The organism is Rhizobium sp. CF080 (assembly GCF_000282095.2).
GTDB lineage: Bacteria > Pseudomonadota > Alphaproteobacteria > Rhizobiales > Rhizobiaceae > Neorhizobium.
This window is the reverse complement of sequence record NZ_AKKC02000005.1, coordinates 124,489-143,401: the sequence shown is the minus strand read 5'-3', so window position 1 is coordinate 143,401 and position 18,913 is coordinate 124,489. Positions and strand designations below refer to the sequence as shown.

Sequence of the window (18,913 nt, the reverse complement as noted above, 5' to 3'; positions counted from 1 at the left end):
TGGGACACTAACTGCCACACCGCGGCCGGACGCGATTGCCTGAGAGTCGCCATTTGCAGGTTGCACCCCGCCAGAAGCTGGCGACTCTGAGCCAAGACCTCCGGTGTCTATTCTGGGAAGTTTGCCAACGACCCATTTCCGCGTTCGGAGGATCCACCATGAATAGCACCATCGCCGCAAGCGTGCGGCCTGCCGCCGCAGATGAAACCCGCCCCTACACCGGCGCAGAGTATCTCGACAGTATTCGCGCCGATGGTCGTGAAGTCTGGCTGGATGGCGAACGCGTCGAGGACGTGGTGTCGCATCCAGCGTTCCGCAATTCAGCGCGCATGATCGCACGCCTTTATGATGCGCTTCATGACGACTCTCGTGCTGCCATCCTCCGCGTGCGTCTGGAACACGGAAATGGCTGGACGCATCCCGGTTTCCAGGCTCCCCGCACGCTCGAACAGAGCTTGCAGCAGAAGGCAGCCTACGCGGAATGGGCGCGCATCGGCTATGGTTGGCTCGGCCGTTCGCCCGACTTCATTGGCGCCTCGTTCGCGCCTTCGTTCTGGATATCCTCCGACCATTTTGGTGAATACGCATCCAACGCCCGCCGTATGGCAAAAGGCCTGCGTGAGAACGTCGAATTCTGGGGCCACGCGATCGTCAACCCACCGATCGACCGCAGCTCACCGCAATCTGCAAAGGATATTATGGTCCGGGTGGAGAAGGAGACCGACGCGGGCATCTTTGTCTCAGGCGCCAAGGTTGTCGCGACGGGCACGGTGCTCAGCCAGAAGATCCTGATCGCCCATCACTTCATACCCGTCACCGATAAGAAATATTCGCCGGTCTTTGTCGTTCCGGTGAAGGCCCCGGGCGTAAAACTGTATTGCCGCCGTTCCTACGAGCAGGTGGCAGCTCAGAGCGCCACGCCGTTCGATGCGCCGATCTCGTCGCGCTGTGACGAAAACGATTCAATCCTCGTGCTCGACAACGTGTTCGTGCCCTGGGAAGACGTGCTCATGTATGATGCGGAGCGGGCGAACACGTTCATGGCGGTTCCAGGGCAGGCTGCACGCGGCCTGATGCAGGCGGGTACGCGGATGGCGGTAAAGCTCGATTTCATCTGCGGCTTGTTCATGAAAGCGGTCGAAATCGGCGGGACCAAGGATTTTCGCGGTGTCCAGGCTGCCGTGGGTGAGGCAATTGCCGCCCGCCATACGATCTGGGCCATCATGGAAGCTCTTGCGCGCGACCTGCAGCCTTGGGGAGATGGCTATCTGCAGCCGAGCATGGTGCACGGGCACGCCTATCGGGTAATCGCCGCCGACATGTATTCCTCGATCCGTCAGAACATCCTGAAGCATGTCGCGTCAGGTCTGATCTACCTTCCGTCTTCTTCGCGGGACTATCTCAATCCGGAGGTCCGTCCGATGCTTGACGCCTACGCTCGCGGTTCAAACGGCATCGATTCGGAAACGCGCAGCAAGCTGCTGAAACTTCTCTGGGATACGGTCGGATCCGAATTCGGCTCGCGGCATGAACTCTACGAGATGAACTATGCAGGCAGTCAGGAACAGGTGCGGGTCGATCAATATCTTCGCTCCTTCCAGAATGGCACCGCTTCCCAAATGCTGGGTCTCGTGGACAAATGCCTGGGCGAGTACGATCTGAACGGCTGGACGGTTTCAGATCTCAAGGACGCCGGGAATGCATGATGCGCAACATCGTCCGCAATCCAGAAGCCCAGTTTCCAGAAACGTTTAAGTCGCTCTTCATGAACGGACCGACGGGGGGTGTCGACAGCTGCAATTGCCTGCTGAGCCGCTGCCCGCCGGGACATAAAGGCCCACGACTGCACACCCACACCGTCGATCAATTCTATTTCGTCCTGTCGGGTGAAACGACGGTGCAGATTGGGCGCGACATCTACAAGGTCGGGCCGATGACGATGGTGCATTTTCCCGCGGGAACGCCACATTGCAACTGGAACGAGACCGAACATTACGAAACGCATTTCGAATTGATGGTTCCGCGTCCGCCGGCCGATCGCCTGCTGGATTACTGGGAGGACGACGCACCTGAGGTTCCCGACAGTGCCGCGCTGATCCGTCGATTGACACCCGAGGGTTACACGATGGGCCGGCTCTTCGCGTCTCAGCATCTGGCCCACCGCGCAATGGGATCGCAGCATGTCCGGATCTATGCGGCCAAAGTGGCGCCGCAGACAGGCGGTCCTGCTCTGCATTTCCACGACTTCGACCAGTTCTATTACGTTTTCGGCGGTGAACTGACGATCCAGGTGGGCCATGAGCGTGCCGTGGCAGGCAAAGGCGACCTCGTGATGCTGCCCAAAGGATGCGTCCACACCAATCTCAACGAAGGTGACGAGGATGAATATCACCTCGCCATTCTCGTCCCCGAGCCGGAAGCGGGCGAGCAGTTCGATTACAAGGTGCAGATCGAATATTCGAACGAGCCGGCCTTCATCAACGAACCCAGGAGCCGGAAGGCATAGACATGACCGGTCACCAGAAAACCCTGACGCCCCTCAGCAACGAGAAGATGAAGGCCGCGTTCGGCGCGATGTCGCATCCGCGCGACTTCCGTCCCTTCGTGCCGCCGAAGGTTCCGGCCGCTCTCAACACGTCGCGGCGGGAGCGTACACGCGAAGTCAGCACGCCGGACAGCCCGATCACCCTGATCCATGCCCTCTGGGGTGAGTTGATGGCGGAGCCGTTCCGCGGCGTCACCACCGACGGCACCCTGCGTCCGTTGCGCAGGGAGCTTCCGCCGAACGGCGCCCCCCGCGAGGCCATGGATCGCGCCGGCCGCCGGATTCTCGGGATCCTGCGTCCCGAAATCGCCTCGCAAGTCCGGTTTGCCATCGACGCTCCGCAGTGGCGCCGTTGGCACAACATGCCCATGCAATGGGAGCGCGACGGTATCGGTCTGGAAGAAATGAACGAAGCCGAGCGCGCCGCGACGCTGGAACTGGTGCGCGCGTCGGTTTCCGAGAAGGGGTATCGGCATATCGTCGAGCTAATGCAAGTGAACCGCTTTTCCGGCGAGTTGATTGGCCGCGAGAAATATCTGAACGAGTTCTGCTATTCGTTCGGCCTCTTCGGCACGCCCGGCGAGGCGGATTGGGGCTGGCAGCTCTACGGTCATCATCTATGCCTCAGCTGCCGGCTTGTGGGTGAGACTTACGTCCTGTCGCCCACGTTTCTTGCCGCCGAACCCACCGTCGTGGATGGCGGGAATGCCGCCGGTGTCGATGCTTTCGTCGAAAACGAGCAGGCGGCGCTGGTTCTGATGCGCAATCTGCCTGACGATTTGCGGCGTCTGGCAGTGACGCTGGGTTCGATCCTGAATGCTGACCTGCCCGAAGGACGGCGTCATTGGGCTGACAGTCTGCATCTCGCCGGCGCGTTCCGTGACAACCGCATCATCCCCCTGGAAGGCGTCTGCGCCCGCGATTTTCGTGCGGAGGATAAAGCCCGGCTGCTGACGCTGCTGGAGACCTTCTTCCTCCTTCTTCCTCCGGGTCCGAAGGCTGCTCGGATGGCCGAAATCGAAACCAGCGTTGACCAGACGTGGCTCTGCTGGATGGGCGGATGGGACGACTGGGCTCCTTTCTATTTCCGTATCCATTCGCCGGTGGTCATCGCCGAATACGATTGCCACCAGGCCGTATTTCTCACCAATGCCGAACCGGCCCGTTTTCACGTCCACACCATCACGCGCATCCCTGAAGGCGGCGACTATGGGATGGATCTCGCAGAACAATTGAAGGACATGTCCAGATGAAATTCGCGACCGTAACCTATCGCGGAGCGCTGACCTTCGGGTTGGTGGAAGGCGAGGCCATTCACCTCGCCGCAGCCGGAGAAACCCTCCGTTCCCGGCTTGCCGGCGATCTTGCCGCAACGGCCGCCGAGCTGCGCGCCCGTACGCCGGTTCCGCTATCCGATGTGGAGTTCGCGCCGGTTATTCCCGATCCGGCTCAGATCTTTTGCGCCGGGTTGAACTATCAGCATCATCGGGACGAAACCCGCCCGGAACACCGCAAGGCCTATCCTAGCCATCCCGTTCTCTTCATGCGGTTTGCAACGTCCCTGACGGGACATGGCCAGCCGATCGTGAAGCCCGGCAATTCCGAGGTCGTGGACTATGAAGGCGAACTGGCTGTCATCATCGGAATGGGCGGACGCTATATTCCGAAGGAGCGCGCGCTGGAGCATGTGGCGGGTGTTGCATGCTTCAATGACGTATCGATGCGCGATTGGCAGACGCGGGGCGAACAGTGGGGGCCGGGCAAGAATTTTCCGACGTCAGGCCCATTCGGGCCTTATCTAGTGACGCTGGATGAAACCGGTCCTCTGGAAGAGCTGGAGTTGCTCACCATCGTCGATGGGCAGATCATGCAGCGCTCAAAGCTGGACTTCCTGATTTTCGATATCCCGACGCTGATCGCCTATTGCTCGGGCTTTGCCGAGCTGCGGCCTGGCGATGTGATCGTCACCGGAACACCTGGAGGCGTGGGTTTCACGCGCAAGCCGCCGGTCCTTCTCGAGCCGGGCGGGAACGTGATCGTCGAGATCGATCGTGTCGGCAGACTGGAAAACCCGGTGGTCGCAGAATGAATTTCGCCACGGTCAACGGCGTCCGGCTTCGATATGACTGGCGGCCGGGCAAGGGGGTGCCGCTGGTCCTTCTTCATGAAATGGGGGGAGCCCTGGAAAGCTGGGATCTGGTCCTGCGTCATCTTGCTGCTGACCGTGCTGTCCTGCGACTGGACCTGAGGGGCTTCGGATTGTCGGAAAAGCCGACGTCCGAGCTCACCATGGAGGCGCTCGTCGCCGATGTGGTGCATCTCACCGAGCACCTGGATATTTCCGAGATGCATCTTGCGGGTGGTGCCGTTGGCGGCGCTATCGCCATCGCGGCGGCCGCGGCACTAGGTTCGAAAGTGGTTCAGCTGACCGGACTCGCGCCCGCAACTGGCGTGCCTCCGGAACGAAGAGCGGGCTTGCTCACCCAAGCTGACCGCTTCGACGCTCAGGGCGTTCGCCCATTTCTTGAAACCGATACCATCCCCAAGGCATGGCCTCTGCCGCGTTTTGTTCGCAACGAAGGTTTCGAGATCTTCCTTTCGACTCAGCTTGGAACCTCGCCCGGGAATCTGGCGGCCACTTACCGGATGCTTGCGGCGATCGATCTCGTTCCCGTTCTCGTCAGCCTTACTTGTCCGGTGATGCTGGTGGCAGGCATCCACGACATCGCCCGTCCACCGGCTCTGATTGAAACACTTGTCTCACGCTGCCTCAAGGGCAGGTTTCAGGTGCTGGACACGGGCCATTTCATGGCCCTTCAGTCGCCGGAAGCTGTGGCAGGCCTTCTGGCGTGAAGGCTTTTCAGCTCCGAACGCTCAGGCATCTACGGTTTTGGAGGCACCGCCATTGCCGTTTTCTGCATTGACGGGCGCTCTGATGCGGACGCGAACCATGCGGCCGCAGCCGGCGAATGGTTACGCCATTCGATCTTGGGGAAGCGGAAATCAAGATAGGCGAGGGCCGAGACGAAGGCGATGTCGCCCGCATCGAACCTGTCCAGCTGAAGGCGCTTGCCCATCCATTCCACGCTGCGCAGCTGGGCGTCGCTGAAGCCCGCGATATGTTCGGCCGTGTCGTTGTTCTGTTCCGCCCGAAAAGTTTCATCCAGCATGCGAACGGCCTTGTCCATCATGCCATTGGCAACGGCATGGCGGGTCAGGCAATCGCGCCGGGCGGCTGCGGCTGCGGGGAAGAGGGGCGAGGCCGCTTGCTCATTCAGAAATTCCAGGATCACCAGGCTGTCGAAGATCATCTCTCCGTCGGCGACGAGTGTCGGGATCATCCCAAGCGGGTTGAATTCCAGCACTTCCAGCGAAGGACGCATCGGGTTCGTCATGACATCCTGCCGCTGGATGCGACCGGAGAAACCGACCTCATGTGCGGCGATCATGACCTTGCGAACAAAGGGGGAGCGGGGGGAGCTATAGAGTATCCAGGACATGCGGCTTAACCTCAAACTGTTTCTTGTTCTTAAACGTCAATTTTTCGCTTCGGAACAGCCGTCATGCCGAAATAGAGCAGTAGGCAAGTTTGCCTGCATTGGCGATCAAGACTGGATGCCGCGGGAAGGACATGGTCGGGAAAAGGAGATTTCCGGAATGATGCATCACCGTCGCATCGGCGAGGCCGATGTCTATAACATCGTCGAATTGATCGGTCCCACCCATGATCCCTCCCGCGTTTTTGCGGATCTTCCTCGTCCTGCTTTCGCAGCGGCTGTCGCAAGGCTCGGGCCGACGCAATATGCCGCAGTGATAGACAGGCTGATCGTCGGTATCCAGATCTGGGTGGTGCGGATCGGTTCCGACGTGGTGATCGTCGACACCGGGGTCGGAAATCACAAGCCACGCGGCCTGCCGCGCTTCGACCGCCTGAATACCTTAGTGCCCTTGTGGCTTGCCGCAGCAGGCGCCGCACCCGCGCAGGTGACGCAGGTCATCATGACGCATCTACATGGGGACCATGTCGGCTGGAACACCGTTCGAGACGGTGACGGCTGGGCGCGAACTTTTCCCAACGCCACCTATTGGATGCCCCGAAAAGATTACGACTGGTGGCTGCCCCGATACCACGAGGCTAAGGGTGTCGGCGAAACCGAGGCTTTCGTTGATGCCGTCGAGCCACTGATCGACACCGGGCATTTTCAGTTTTATGATGAAGGGCAGGAGTTCGTGCCAGGACTGACTGCTCGGGCGGCCTATGGCCACACGCCAGGGCAGATGCGCGTGGATCTGACCAGCGACGGCAAACGAGGGAGCTTCTGTGCGGACATTTTCCATTCCCCTCTGCAGATCCTGCATCCACACCTCAATACGCCGTTCTGCGTCGAACAGGAGACGGCAAGAAGCACAAGGGCCGCATTCCTCGATGAGGTTGCCGATTCCGGCACGCTAATCATGCCCTGCCATTTCGGCGCGCCGCATTGCGGTACGGTAGTTCGCGCGGGGACGGGATACGACTTCGTTCCCGAAGGTGCCTAGCTGGTCGAACCTTCAAGTCTCAGGACATGCGAGCTCGTCAGCCGGATGTTGGCGAGTTGCAAACACAGTTGTCATTCTGGCGTCTGCTATAGTTGCTGCATCTGCGAGGCAACCTCGCAGATGCATGCCGATCTATTTGGACTGAGACACCGCCGGCTAGTCGCGCTTCTTGCGCCAGGTCGCATCGCGTTGCTCGATCTGCATCCGGTACTCCCGCGGGCTTACCCTAAACCGCTTGCGGAATGACCTGGAAAAGTGTGATGCATCATTGAAGCCCCAGGCGTAAGCGACCTGACTTATCCCGCCCGCGCGATCAAGTTTGGCAATGTCCTTGCGGCACCGCTCCAGCCGCTCAGCAAGAATCGCCTGCATGAGCGTGGTGTTGTTGAGCAAGAAAATCTTGTGGAGGTAGCTTACCGTGATCCCCACCGCGTCGGCCACCACGACAGGACTGAGATCCGGATCGGCGATATTGCTATTCACATAAGCCTTGATCCGCTGCAGCATCGCAGCGGTCCCATAGGTCGGCGTCCGATTGGACGCGGCTTCGCAATCATAAAGTGTCGCCACCAGCATGTTGATGACGGACTCGGCAATGGAGTCGGTCACCGACTGCCGGACCTGGGTCGGCATTTCCAGAACGCCACGCATCATCTGAGCTAACATGGCCACCTTGTGGCTGTCATATTCGAAGGCCTCTCCTAAATGAACTGGCAGGTCCGCCACACGTTTCTGAAGCTCAGATTTCGGCATGGCAAGGACCAAGCTGTCGGATTCACCGTCAAAATCCAGTTGATAGGCTTCAGACGCTTCATAGAGCAGCAACGAGCCTCGATTCATCGCGAATTCCCGGTTGCCGGAAAAGCGGGCCCCGTCGTTGCATAGCTGAATATTGGCAAACACCAAATCTTGCTGCGTACGCGTTCGGATCGCGCGATGAGGTGTCGAGATACGAACCCCATGGATCGAACAGGAACCCAGCACGCGGTTCTCCATACGCCCCAAAAAATTCTCGGTGGAACACACGATGTTCAATCCATTCGTGACATCAACGTGGCGCCGCCAATAGCTCAGGCGGCTGCCGGGAGACACACTGTTAGTGTCCACCGTATTCAACATCCGCTCGGCCACGAAAGCGCTATCACACCCAGGCAAGTGGGCTGGCCCGTTACGCAGAATATGCATGCTCTCCTCCCTGAGTGCAGTAACAGCAGGTTATCTTCATCGCTGTACCCGGAGCAAGAGATTTGATCATTGTGAAGCCGTCCGATGCGCCTTTCGCACTCCACAAACCTGTCTGAGAGTCGCCAGAGTTCGATTCTGGACGAATCCGTCAAAACCCTTGTATGGCAGTGTCCCATCCAAGATGAATTGCGTCCAGTCGCGCCCCGATCTCCCGATAGCTTGCGTCGTGGTAAAGAAGGGGGCGACCTTCGCTGAACCGTACTTGATGAATAAGGCCAGTCAGGACGTGGTGGGTGCCGTGCCGGGCGTCGGAGGTCAGGCTGCATTCAAATCCGACCAATGCGTCTTCCAGCAGCGGCTGCTCAAGGCTGGTCGATGGCTGCCAACGACCGACGCGAAACCGCTCTTCCGGTTCCAGCCCTACGAGCGCGCATTGCGTCGCTGCGTCGACCAATGAGGCAGGCACCAAATTCACCGAGAACGCCCGCGCCTCGCGGATGACTGCGGCAGTACGAGACTGGTGATGCACGCATATCAGAAGCTGCGGCGGTTCGGCCGATAGCGATGTGACGGCGGTCGCTGTCATCGCGATACGCAAATCGTCCGAACGAGACGCAATAATGCATACTTGCGCAGGCAGAGCGCGCATCGCGCGCCTGAATTCGTCGATACCAATTGTTTCAGCCATCTCGCTTCCCTTCCTTACGCTCATGCCGGCGGTTTTTCTCGGCCGAGGTTGGCCATCGCCTCCAGCGCCAGCGTGTACCCCAGATGCTCCTGGATCTTACGTCGCAATTCTAGCGTCAGGATCTGGCGGGTATTACGAAGGTGCATATCGTTGTGACGCGCCAGTTGACGGGCGAGTTCCCATGCCCGATCCATGAGGCGGTCCTTCGGAAGCACTTCGTTGACAAGGCCGAGGTTCAAAGCCTCCTGCGCCGAGAGGCGTTGCGAGGTGAACAGGAAATAACGGGCCCGGTTGAAACCCATCAGCAGCGGATAGATAAGGTTCACTCCGTCGCCGGGTACAAGGCCGCTGTCGAAATGGCCTGCATCTTCGATCTCACAGGTCTCCGATGCCAGCACGATGTCGGATAACAGCGGGATTTCCGAGTGCCTGATCGCCGGACCGTTGATCGCTGCGATGACTGGGGCCTGTATCTCGAGGAGGTTTGCGAGAAGATGGCGCCCATCGAAGACGATGCGGTCCATATCCGCCACGGGGCGTGCATAACGCGTTGCCGCTGGAGGCCGTGGGCCGGAAAATTCATCGCCGGTACCGGTCAGGATGACGACCCGGTTGGCGCGATCCATGGCGATATCGTGAAACGCGTGCGGCCACTCCTCGTGCGGAAGTGCTCCCCAGCGAAGCGGACCTCCTTCGGTATGGGCAGTCAACAGCAGGATACCTTGCTCGTCCCGCTCCATCTTCAGCGTCTTGTAGGCGCTCCGATAATCTTCGAATTGTTTCATGGCTATTCCTCCGTACCCGGCGCATGACCGCAGTAATTGTCCATTCCGATCCACAGGCGCTTGAACCGCCAAAGTCCGTCGTTTTCTCTGGCCAGGCGCGCCTGGTAGGCGCAGGCTGCCGCAAGCTGGAGTTCACGCCCCGCCGCGGCCGAAACCAGTCCATAGGCATGGGCATCCGCCGCATCGGGTTCGTTCGATGTGACGATGAGATTGGTGATGCAGTGCCGCCGTTGGTCGGCCTGGGTTTCCAGCACTGTCAGAAAGTTCTTGAGGATTTCCGGCCTGCCGCTGATCCGCTGGAACGGCGGGCCGCCAAGCGACACCTCGAGTGTCGCGTCGGCAGTGAAAAGATCTTCCATCGTCGCCATATCCGCCTCATCGTGAGCGATGCCATAACGGGCAAAGACATCGGTGACCTCCATGATGATGAGAGTGTCCGAGGCAGTGAGCGGGCGGCGGGCGCGAGGCGCCAGCAGGCCGAAGCCGCTTGCCCATCCGCGGCTTGGCGCTTGCCGCACCATCTCAGACGATGCCTCTGCCGCCACCGACCACAAGGTTTTGAGCGGTGATGAAGCGCGCTTCGTCCGAGGCCAGGAAAAGGATTGCTGCAGCGACGTCCTCCGGTTCGCCGTAGCGGCCCATGGGGATCGTGGACATCACGCGCGCCCGGGTTTCCGGCGGATGACGGCGGGTCGCGGGCGTTTCGATCGGGCCGGGCGACACGGCGTTGACTCGCACGCCGTGTTTAGCCGTCTCGATGGCGAGAACGCGGGTAAACCCGACCACGCCGGCCTTGGCCGCCGCATAGTCGGCGAATGTCGGCGTGGGCATCAGCCAGCTGACGGAAGAAATATTGACGACCGCTCCGGTGCCGCGCTCACGCATTCCGGGCACGATCTGACGGCATATCACCATCGTCGAGACGAGCGAGATGTCGAGGACCTCCATCCAGTTGGCTGGGTCACTGTCGCAGAATTCACCACCGCCCTTTCCGGCAGAAGACCGGCCGACGCCATTGATCAGGACAGAAGTCGGGCCTTGCTTGGCTTCGATTTCCGCAAGCGTCGCTACGACCGCCGCGCGGTCGGTGACGTCCAGAACGCGCGAAGTCGCTTTGCCGCCAGCCGCCCGGATCGCTTCGACGGTTTCCGATACGGCAGTCGAGACGTCGATGCAGGCAACCGTAGCGCCCTCCGCCGCGATTCGAACGGCTGTGGCCCGGCAGATGCCCGATGCCGCGGCGGTGATGATGGCGGTTTTACCTGCAAATCGCATGAAATTTTCCTCCTGATGGATCTTTGAACGAACCCTTCCGCGGCGAAATGCATGCTGTCCAGCGGCGATGTTTCCGTTTCGAGCGCAGGCCAAAAGATCGGCGACGACCGGTCAAGCCGGCGCATATCGCTTGTGCCTAAGATCCGGAAAATGACGGAGAATGTGATGCGCACTACTGTACTTGACGATTGGCCCGGGATCGCGGAAGCCTGCGCCGACTGGTCCGTTCTTAAAAAACGTGCGGAAGTGGTCTTCCAGCGCGAAGCGCTTCGGGGACCTGCTCTCGTCGAGGCCTTGAAGGGCTCCCAGGTCGTGTTGCCGATGCGCGAGCGAACGCATCTCGACGCCGCCGTGCTTGAGTCTTTACCGAATCTTCGTTTGATCGCGCTGACCGGAGCCACAACTAGGCATCTCGATATGGACGCGGTTCGCAAACGGGAGATCACGCTTTGCTGGTCGGGTGCCTACCATCCGGAAGATACCGCCGAATTCGCGTTCGCACTAATGCTTGCAGCCGAAAAGCGCGTCGCAGAAGGCGTGGCGGCCATCGCCTCCGGTGGCTTCATGGAGGGAACGGGGCTCTGCCGGCGCCTGAGCGGGCGGACGCTGGGCATTCTGGGCTTTGGCAGGATCGGTGCCCGGCTGGCCCGGATGGCGCGGGCCATGGACATGACGGTGATTGCCTGGGGGCGGTCGTTGACGCGCGAAGCCGCTGAGGCGCATGGCGTGATCTGGGCCGGTTTCGACGAGGTTCTTGCAAAATCGGACGTCCTCTCGATCCACATGGTTCTGTCGCCGGAAACCAAGGGAAGCGTTGGTCGAAGGGAGCTGGCTCTGATGAAGCCGGGCGCCCTACTGCTGAATACGGCCCGCGGCACGCTTGTGGATGAGGTAGCCTTGATCGAAGCCCTGCGGGAAGGACGTATTCGCGCTGCTCTCGATGTGTTCGACATCGAGCCGCTTCCCGTCGATCATCCCCTGCGCCACCTGCCGAACGTGTTGCTCACACCGCATCTTGGTTATGCCACGCACGAATGCATGGGAATGTTCTACGGCCAGTGCATCGAGAACATTCTGGCGTGGATGGACGGTGCGCCGATCCGCGTGCTGGACGGGGGTGCCCTGACGCCGTGATCAGGCAGGAAGGCCAGCCTTTTCAAGTTCTTCCTTGAGTATGGGCAGCGCCAGCATGTGGGTCTGGATGCCGAGAAGCGCGATCATCTGCAGGATGGATACGATCTCGGCATCCGATGCTCCGTTGGCGCGGGCTTTCGCCATATGCACCCTGGTGCCTTCCAGGTGGGTATGCTGCGGCATGAGGTCGATCGCGATATAGACCAGTTCCTTCATCTTGGGCGTCAGGCGAGACGTGCTCCACGGCACGCCCGAGAAGCCGGCATAGGCCTCGACCAGCGCGGGCACCTGATAGGTGCAGGCCTGCCAGGCCGGGGTCAGCGCCCCCCGTTTGCTTTCGAACGCCTGATGGGCGGCTTCGGCGCGAGCCTGACGCTCGGGCGAGGCGGTTCGCCTGAGATTGTCTAGGCCGCCTTCCGCATCTGTCAGGATGAGGACGCCCGGGATTGTGCCGTGGATGCCCAACACGGAGGTAAGTTGGAGAACCTCGCGAATTTCCCCCGCCGTAGCGCCTTGCTTCAATGCAGATGCGATATGGGCACGCACCATTTCGGCATTCAGATGTACGACCGAAGCATTCAGGGCGATCTGGATCAGCGACTGGTCCTTTGGCGAAAGCGCGTTGCTCGCGCCGACTGCCCGGGCCATGGCCAGGAATTCGCGCGCCAGCGGAGGGTCCATCTCTGCGACGATCGACAAGGTGGGGTGGGAAATTCCGAGGGCTTCGGAAAGGTTGGTTGCCAGACTGCTCGTCATTTGATGGTCCTCCTGATCCCTTCGCAGACTATCGTGCTTACCATCCGGACTTTTGACCGAAGAGGGACAATATCTTGCTTTCGGCAGAGTTTCACGCTCCTCTATTTTTTCCCGGACCGCGGCCTTACGAGGTGGCTGACGATGTCCTTCCAGCCGCCTGCTCGAGATTGCAAGCGTCGCCGGTCATTTCCCGATGGAAACCGATGAACCATCTGCCCGCGTTGGGGTGTAGGGCGTCCTTACGATAGCTGATCACTGGGTAAGTGAGCAGCGGCTCCATCTTGATGGCGGTTATCCGCGCTGCTGATCCAGACGACCCCCCGTGGTTGAAAGTCGCTCCATCAAGAGAGGTCCGAGTTCAAAAGATGTCGCACATGCTTGTTTGGCATTCGACGCCCAACCAATACATGAATGCTGCCCTAGCGCTGATTCGCCAAGCGCTACGGCCGTTTAGTGTTGTTCAGCAACGCGGTCTGTCAAAAAACTTTAACGGAACACGTCCACGACAATCTTCTTCCAACCGTCCTGTTCCTTTTCCAGGCGCTGTGGGCCGAGAAAGTTCACCTTGAAGCCATGCTTGACGCTCGGGTCGGTCGCATCGACGAGATCGCTTGACGGAATGTGGTCGGAGTCGCGCAGGATCTTCTGGCCTTCCTCCGAGAGGATGAATTCGATCAGAAGTTTGCCTGCATTGGGGTGGGGCGCGTCCTTCAAAAGACCAATCGGGTTGGGAAAGCTCAAGAGCGGTTCCATTTTCACCCATTCCACGCGGCCCCCCTTCTTCTTCTGGATCAGGGTATGGTGATTGAAGATCGACAGGCCGATCAGGATCTGGCGATCTGCCACGGCCTGCAGCGTTTCGTTGCCGCCGCCCTTGATGAACTGAATGTTCTGGGTGGCGAGCTTCTTGAGGTAGGCCATGCCTTCCTCCGAACCCATCTGGTCGAGCACGTTTCCGACGAAGCCGACCCCGCTGGCGGTGCCATTGGTGGCCCAGCCGATCTTGCCCTTCCACTTCGGATCGAGCAGGTCCGCATAGTTACTCGGCGCCTCTTCCTTGCTGACGAGATCCGTATTGTAGCCGACGGTAGTGAAATAGACGACCTGTGCGGTCCACAGGTTCTGCGGGTCCCAATAGGTCTGGGGAATGTTCCTGGCGGCAGCCGGCAGATAGGGCTGGATCAGGCCGGCCGGGGCAATCTCGGCGACGGTGGTCGAGCCGTCGTAGACGTCAGCGACCGCGCTGCCGGACTGATGGTCGGCGATGATGCGTTTGGCCATGTCGGCACCGGTGGAGCGGATATATTCGGCCTTGATCTTCGGATACTCGGCGCTGAAGGCGTCAATCAGCGGTTTGACGGCCTCCTTCTCGAGAAGGCTGCTGTACCACAGGACTTTGCCTTCCCTCTCGGCCTTGGCGACAAGATCGGCGTCAGCGGCGCGAGCCTGAGGCAACAGGCACAGATATGCCATGGCCAGCGCTGTAGCCGGCAGGATTCGGTTGAACATGATTTCCTCCCTTGGCCAAAAACCGGCCGGCATATCCAGATGCCATTCCTCATTCCGGTCTTTTCCCTTCGGGAATTGGCGTATCTCCCGCCACGACCGTCAACGTAGAAAAACTCGCCGTGCAGTTGAGACAGCCTCAAACGTCAAAGGGATCCGGGGCCGGAAGGTCGAAACAATGGCACCGACCATTCGCCGACGCTCTTGCGGAAGTCCACCTCGACCTTTTGTCCGGTATAGAGGGAACCGATGTCCGCATCGACGATATTGGTCATCATCGTCGGCCCCTCGGCAAGGGTGACATAGGCCAGCACATACGGAGCGGCGGCCTTGCGCATGTAGCAGAACGAATAGATCTCGCCCTTTCCCGATGCCTCGATCCAATCGGTATCGACAGAGAAGCAGAAGGGACACAATTGACGCGGATACCAGTGCGGCTTGCCGCAGTTACGGCATTGCTTGAGTAGCAGCCGGCCTTGTTTCGCGGCCTCCCAGAATATTGTCGTATCGGGTGCCGGAACCGGCTCCGGGTTAAGATAATCGCTCATGTCAGCCCCTTTCGAGGATCAGGGTGGAACTTGCATGCCGCACCCCGAGCTGGCCGCCGATCGCATTGGCAAGCGCGAGGTCGCAGTTCGGCACCTGCACGGACGGGTGCGCCTCGCCGCGGATCTGGCGTACGGCCTCCAGCGCCTTTGTCATGCCGCCGCGATTGACCGGGTGGTTGTTGCAAAGTCCGCCACCATCGGTGTTGAAGGGAAGGCGGCCGCGTCCAGAAATCAGATTGCCGTCTTCGACGAAACGCCCGACCGCGCCCTTTTCGCAAAAGCCGAGATCCTCGATCTGCAGCATCGCGGTGATGGTGAAACTGTCGTAGAGCGAGACATATTTGATATCCGAAGGTTTTACATTGGCCTCGGCGTAGGCCGCCGCACCGGATTTCTGCGCCGCCGTATCGGTGATCTCGAAATAGCCGCCGGCCTGGCCCATCGGCGCCTCGCCGCAGCCGACGACCTTGACCCGCGGCCGTTTCAGGCTTTTGGCGATCTCGGGGCGTGTAACGATCAGGGCGCCGCCGCCGTCGGTGACGATGCAGCAGTCGAGCCGGTGGAGGGGATCGGCGACCAGCGGCGAGTTGACGACGTCCTCCACGGTGACCGGATCACGTAACATGGCATGCGGGTTGAACTGGGCGTGGTGGGAAGCCGCGACCTTGACCCAGGCCATCTGTTCTGCCGTCGTTCCGTAGCGATGCATATGACGTTGCGCCACCATGCCATAGACGCCGAGGATCTGGATGCCGAACGGGTTTTCCCATTCGAAATCCGGCTGGTTGGGATTGTCCTGGCGTTTAAGTGCGCCCTTGCTTTTGCCTTCCTGACGCGGCCGGCCGGCAAGGGTGATCAGCGCGACATTACATTTGCCGGCGGCGATCGCCTGGGCGGCATGGGCAACGTGGATGAGGTAGGACGAGCCGGAGGTGTTGGTGGTGTCGACATGCCGGAGGTTGAGGTTCATGTAGTCGGCAAGCGACAGCGGGCCTGTTCCCGGCGCGTCCGGGCCGCAGAAGAAGCCGTCGATATCCTCCTTCGTCAACCCCGCATCCGCAAGCGCGCCGGCTGCGACTTCGGCGTGAAGCTGGGCGACGGATGTATCCGGCGCATTTCGCAAGGGGTGCTCGTATGCACCGACGATATAGGCTGCAGCATGTCGCGACATTTAAGTGTTTCCTGACCAGACGAGCAAACTTGATGTGATCCCAAGTTTGCCGACACTGTAATTTCCCGCCGCGCAATCTTCAAATGCGGGTTTCTCGTATGTCGCTTGAGTTTTTCTCACGGAAATGGCGTTTCGCACTATCCGATTTTGCTCTAGATCTTGGGGATTGCCGAGGGAGGCAGGAGGAAAAATTGAGACGTTTGCCGCCGCTCAATGCGCTACGTGCCCTGGAGGCCGCGGGCCGTCATGGGAGCTTTACCCGTGCCGCCGAGGAACTGCATGTCACGCCTGGCGCAATTAGCCGCCAGATCAAATATATAGAGGAGACGTTCGGGCTGACGCTTTTTGAGCGCAGAGCGGGCGCACTGGTCGCCACCAACAAATGCGTCGAATATACCCGGGCGCTTTCCGATGCTTTTCAGCGGGTCGAGAATGCCACCGGAAAACTCCTCAATTTCGACCGGGAGCGTGAGTTGAACCTGTCCTGCTCGATGACATTCGCCTTGCGCTGGATGGTGCCGCGGTTGACGAGTTTTCATGCCAAACATCCCGAGTGGATGATGCGAATGACGGCCGCCGTTCCGCCGCCGCGGCTGATCGACGGCGGTGACGTCGATGTGTTCATTCAGCTCAACGATGGCTCTCAGACGGATCTGGAATACGAACACCTGATTACCAATGAACTGGTGCCGGTCTGCAGTCCGGGGCTGCTGGAGGCGCATGCGCCGCTCCGATCGCCAGCCGATTTGGCGCGGCTTCCGCTGCTGCATTCGCTGCTGCGGCCGTCTCATTGGCCGGACTGGCTGGCGACGGCGGGTGTCGAGAATGTCGATGCAACGGCCGGTCATTTCCACGGTACGTCGGCGCTCGCCTATCAGGCGGCGCTGCAGGGGCTGGGGGCCGCTATGGGGCAGGTGGCCTTCGTGCTCGACGATCTGAAGGCAGGGCGGCTGGTGACGCCGTTCAAGATCCTGGTGGCGGACAACGAGAACTTCAATTTCATCTGGGGGCCGAAGGAACGGACGCGCAAAGTGGAGGAGTTCCATGCCTGGATCATGGAACAGGCCTCGGCTCATGCGGCCGAGGTGCGTACGGTGACAGCGAATTTTCTCAGGCTGAACAAGGCGCCGGCGTGATCAGCCGTCGGCCGGTTTCGGTTCGAGGCCGTCTGAAATTACGTGCGCGAACCGCAACTGGACGATCATGTGGAGCGTGACGATCACGGCGCCGGCGGCCACGGTGCTGCGGAGCCCGAAATAGTCCGCCAGCGTTCCAGCCAGTACCGCGCCGATCGCCGGTGCCGCCTTGATGATCAGGCCGTAAAGTGCCAGCACCCGGCCGCGCATGGCATCCGGTGCGCCGAGTTGCAGCAGGGTCTGCGAACAGATGCTGGTGGAGACCCAGCAGAAACCGATGCAGACGATAACCGGCAGGGCGAGATAGAGCGTATCGACTGCGGTAAAGGCAATGACGCCAAGGGCCGCGATGAGCGAGGTGACGAGCATGGCGCGGGTCATCGATCCGGGTTTCTGCCGGCTGCTGATCCAGCTTCCGCCAAGCACCGCGCCGATGCCGATCGAGGAGGTCAATGCCGCCAGCGCCGGGCCGCCGCCATGGAACACCGCGCCGGAAAAGGCCGGCAACATTTCGATCAGAGGTCGCGAGCAGATGCCGGTCACAACCAGCACGGCCATTACCGCTGCCGTTGCCCGGTCGCGAAACACGTAAAGCAGACCTTCGGCCAGATCATGGCCGAATTTGCGGGTGGTGGGCGCGGGCGTGTCGCGTGTCTCGCGCGGCATAGCAAGTAAGCTGAGGATCATCACGCCGTAACTTAGGGCGTTGGCGATGAAACTCCAGGTGATGCCGGCTGTGGCGATCAGGAGGCCGGCGCCGGCAGGCCCGAGAAACCGTGCCAGGTTGAAGGATATGGCGTTGACGGCGACGGCCGAGGCCAGCAGATCGCGGCTGACCATGCTGGATATAAGCGCCAGCCGCGCCGGCTGGGCGAGCGCATTGATGACGCCGAGTATCAGCGTGATCGAAAACAGCAGGATCACCTCGAGCATGCCGATCTGGTGGAACAGGGCCAGCAGCGAGGCCTGCAGCAGGCCCAGTGCCTGGGTGGAGATCAGCAGCCGGTACTTGCTCCAGCGATCGGCCATGACGCCGGCAAACGGGCCGATGATCAGCGTCGGGCAGAGATCCGCCAGGGCCATCAGGCCGAGCCACACGGTCGAGTGGGTCAGTTCCCAGGTGAGGTACCCGACGGAGATCCGCTGCATCCACGTACCGACCAGCGAAATGAAATTTCCGGTGGTGTAAGTGCGGAATGGTCCTTTGCCCAATACCCGGCGGGCTGCGCCAAAACCTCGCAATCGCATACTGTTTTTCCCTGACGCCAACCGCACGAGCGGAGATGTCAATCTCGACGTGAATTTTCGTCGTTTGACACTTCGCCTGTGCAGAAGAAATGATTGAGACATAACCAGGGATAGGTTTGTTGTGCGGAAATAGATGCAGAATAAAAGTATATGTCAATGGTGATTAAAGAACGAATTTGGAAAATTTCCGATATACATCGGTTTCAGGCGAGTTAAAGAATTATGGAACCCGTTAATTCCAGAAAACCGCTTGATGGTCGAAAAATCATGCAGATCGTATGCGAAGATTGCTCGATCTCCGTCGTTAGATCTGTGTATTTTTGCTGCCGGATTGCTGCCGACCTTGGCGCGCGGGTGACGTGTATTGGTCCCGCAAGGCAGGATCTGGATGCGGCAT

General features: G+C 60.1%; 19 protein-coding genes. 8 read left to right on the top strand and 11 right to left on the bottom strand.

What is annotated here, in order from left to right; all coding sequences use genetic code 11:
• Positions 1–53 precede the first annotated feature (53 nt).
• Genes PMI07_RS16310 through PMI07_RS16290 form a run of 5 tightly spaced genes read left to right on the top strand, consistent with a single transcriptional unit; the run spans position 54 to position 5,398 of the window.
• A complete protein-coding gene (locus tag PMI07_RS16310) occupies positions 54–1,706 on the top strand; it encodes a 4-hydroxyphenylacetate 3-hydroxylase N-terminal domain-containing protein (RefSeq protein WP_245277174.1) in 1,653 nt (550 codons plus the stop codon).
• Positions 1,706–2,506: a cupin domain-containing protein gene (locus PMI07_RS16305; protein WP_007762964.1), complete on the top strand. Its 801-nt coding sequence runs from the start codon at positions 1,706–1,708 to the stop codon at positions 2,504–2,506. The genes PMI07_RS16310 and PMI07_RS16305 overlap by 1 nt, the downstream gene beginning before the upstream one ends.
• A 2-nt stretch (positions 2,507–2,508) precedes the next feature.
• The gene (locus tag PMI07_RS16300; protein ID WP_007762966.1) at positions 2,509–3,798 is read left to right on the top strand and encodes a DUF3500 domain-containing protein; all 1,290 of its coding nucleotides are present in this window, start codon (positions 2,509–2,511) and stop codon (positions 3,796–3,798) included.
• The gene (locus tag PMI07_RS16295) at positions 3,795–4,634 is read left to right on the top strand and encodes a fumarylacetoacetate hydrolase family protein (RefSeq protein ID WP_007762968.1); all 840 of its coding nucleotides are present in this window, start codon (positions 3,795–3,797) and stop codon (positions 4,632–4,634) included. The genes PMI07_RS16300 and PMI07_RS16295 overlap by 4 nt, the downstream gene beginning before the upstream one ends.
• Positions 4,631–5,398, top strand: a complete 768-nt coding sequence (locus PMI07_RS16290; protein ID WP_007762971.1) for an alpha/beta hydrolase — start codon at positions 4,631–4,633, stop codon at positions 5,396–5,398. Before PMI07_RS16295 ends, PMI07_RS16290 begins: the two co-directional genes overlap by 4 nt.
• A gap of 29 nt (positions 5,399–5,427) precedes the next feature.
• Here PMI07_RS16290 and PMI07_RS16285 read toward each other — a convergent pair whose 3' ends face one another.
• Complete coding sequence (locus PMI07_RS16285) at positions 5,428–6,045, bottom strand: glutathione S-transferase (protein WP_007762973.1); 618 nt, start codon at positions 6,043–6,045, stop codon at positions 5,428–5,430.
• On the opposite strand from PMI07_RS16285, the gene PMI07_RS16280 reads away from it, so the two are divergent.
• On the top strand, positions 6,044–7,084 hold the full coding sequence (locus PMI07_RS16280; RefSeq protein WP_081760829.1) for an MBL fold metallo-hydrolase: 1,041 nt from the start codon (positions 6,044–6,046) through the stop codon (positions 7,082–7,084). The two genes, PMI07_RS16285 and PMI07_RS16280, sit on opposite strands and share 2 nt — an antisense overlap.
• A gap of 156 nt (positions 7,085–7,240) precedes the next feature.
• On the opposite strand, the gene PMI07_RS16275 is transcribed toward PMI07_RS16280, so the two are convergent.
• The 5 genes from PMI07_RS16275 to PMI07_RS16255 form a co-directional block, all read right to left on the bottom strand.
• The gene (locus PMI07_RS16275) at positions 7,241–8,269 is read right to left on the bottom strand and encodes a helix-turn-helix domain-containing protein (RefSeq protein WP_007762977.1); all 1,029 of its coding nucleotides are present in this window, start codon (positions 8,267–8,269) and stop codon (positions 7,241–7,243) included.
• A 148-nt stretch (positions 8,270–8,417) separates the two neighbouring features.
• Positions 8,418–8,957, bottom strand: a complete 540-nt coding sequence (locus PMI07_RS16270) for a flavin reductase family protein (protein ID WP_024163860.1) — start codon at positions 8,955–8,957, stop codon at positions 8,418–8,420.
• Positions 8,958–8,977: 20 nt separating this feature from the next.
• Positions 8,978–9,742, bottom strand: a complete 765-nt coding sequence (locus PMI07_RS16265; RefSeq protein WP_007762984.1) for an enoyl-CoA hydratase/isomerase family protein — start codon at positions 9,740–9,742, stop codon at positions 8,978–8,980.
• Between the two features lie 2 nt (positions 9,743–9,744).
• Complete coding sequence (locus PMI07_RS16260) at positions 9,745–10,263, bottom strand: nuclear transport factor 2 family protein (RefSeq protein WP_024163859.1); 519 nt, start codon at positions 10,261–10,263, stop codon at positions 9,745–9,747.
• A gap of 1 nt (position 10,264) precedes the next feature.
• Complete coding sequence (locus tag PMI07_RS16255; protein WP_007758369.1) at positions 10,265–11,017, bottom strand: SDR family NAD(P)-dependent oxidoreductase; 753 nt, start codon at positions 11,015–11,017, stop codon at positions 10,265–10,267.
• Between the two features lie 51 nt (positions 11,018–11,068).
• Between PMI07_RS16255 and PMI07_RS16250 the strand changes: the two genes are divergently transcribed.
• Positions 11,069–12,151, top strand: coding sequence for a D-2-hydroxyacid dehydrogenase family protein (locus tag PMI07_RS16250; protein ID WP_197032529.1), 1,083 nt, complete (start codon positions 11,069–11,071; stop codon positions 12,149–12,151).
• On the opposite strand, the gene PMI07_RS16245 is transcribed toward PMI07_RS16250, so the two are convergent.
• From PMI07_RS16245 to PMI07_RS16230, 4 genes are all read right to left on the bottom strand, one after another.
• On the bottom strand, positions 12,152–12,907 hold the full coding sequence (locus PMI07_RS16245) for a carboxymuconolactone decarboxylase family protein (RefSeq protein WP_007758373.1): 756 nt from the start codon (positions 12,905–12,907) through the stop codon (positions 12,152–12,154).
• Between the two features lie 486 nt (positions 12,908–13,393).
• Positions 13,394–14,416 (bottom strand): extracellular solute-binding protein, encoded by a 1,023-nt coding sequence (locus tag PMI07_RS16240; protein ID WP_007758374.1) that lies wholly within the window; start codon positions 14,414–14,416, stop codon positions 13,394–13,396.
• Positions 14,417–14,559: 143 nt separating this feature from the next.
• Entirely contained in the window at positions 14,560–14,961 is a 402-nt protein-coding gene (locus PMI07_RS16235) for a Zn-ribbon domain-containing OB-fold protein (protein WP_007758375.1), read from the bottom strand.
• Position 14,962: 1 nt separating this feature from the next.
• Positions 14,963–16,132, bottom strand: a complete 1,170-nt coding sequence (locus tag PMI07_RS16230) for a thiolase domain-containing protein (RefSeq protein ID WP_007758376.1) — start codon at positions 16,130–16,132, stop codon at positions 14,963–14,965.
• 191 nt (positions 16,133–16,323) lie between these two features.
• Between PMI07_RS16230 and PMI07_RS16225 the strand changes: the two genes are divergently transcribed.
• Positions 16,324–17,268 (top strand): LysR substrate-binding domain-containing protein, encoded by a 945-nt coding sequence (locus PMI07_RS16225; RefSeq protein WP_024163858.1) that lies wholly within the window; start codon positions 16,324–16,326, stop codon positions 17,266–17,268.
• Here the strand turns inward: PMI07_RS16225 and PMI07_RS16220 are convergent, their stop codons facing one another.
• On the bottom strand, positions 17,269–18,516 hold the full coding sequence (locus PMI07_RS16220; protein ID WP_007768556.1) for an MFS transporter: 1,248 nt from the start codon (positions 18,514–18,516) through the stop codon (positions 17,269–17,271).
• Positions 18,517–18,913 lie beyond the last annotated feature (397 nt).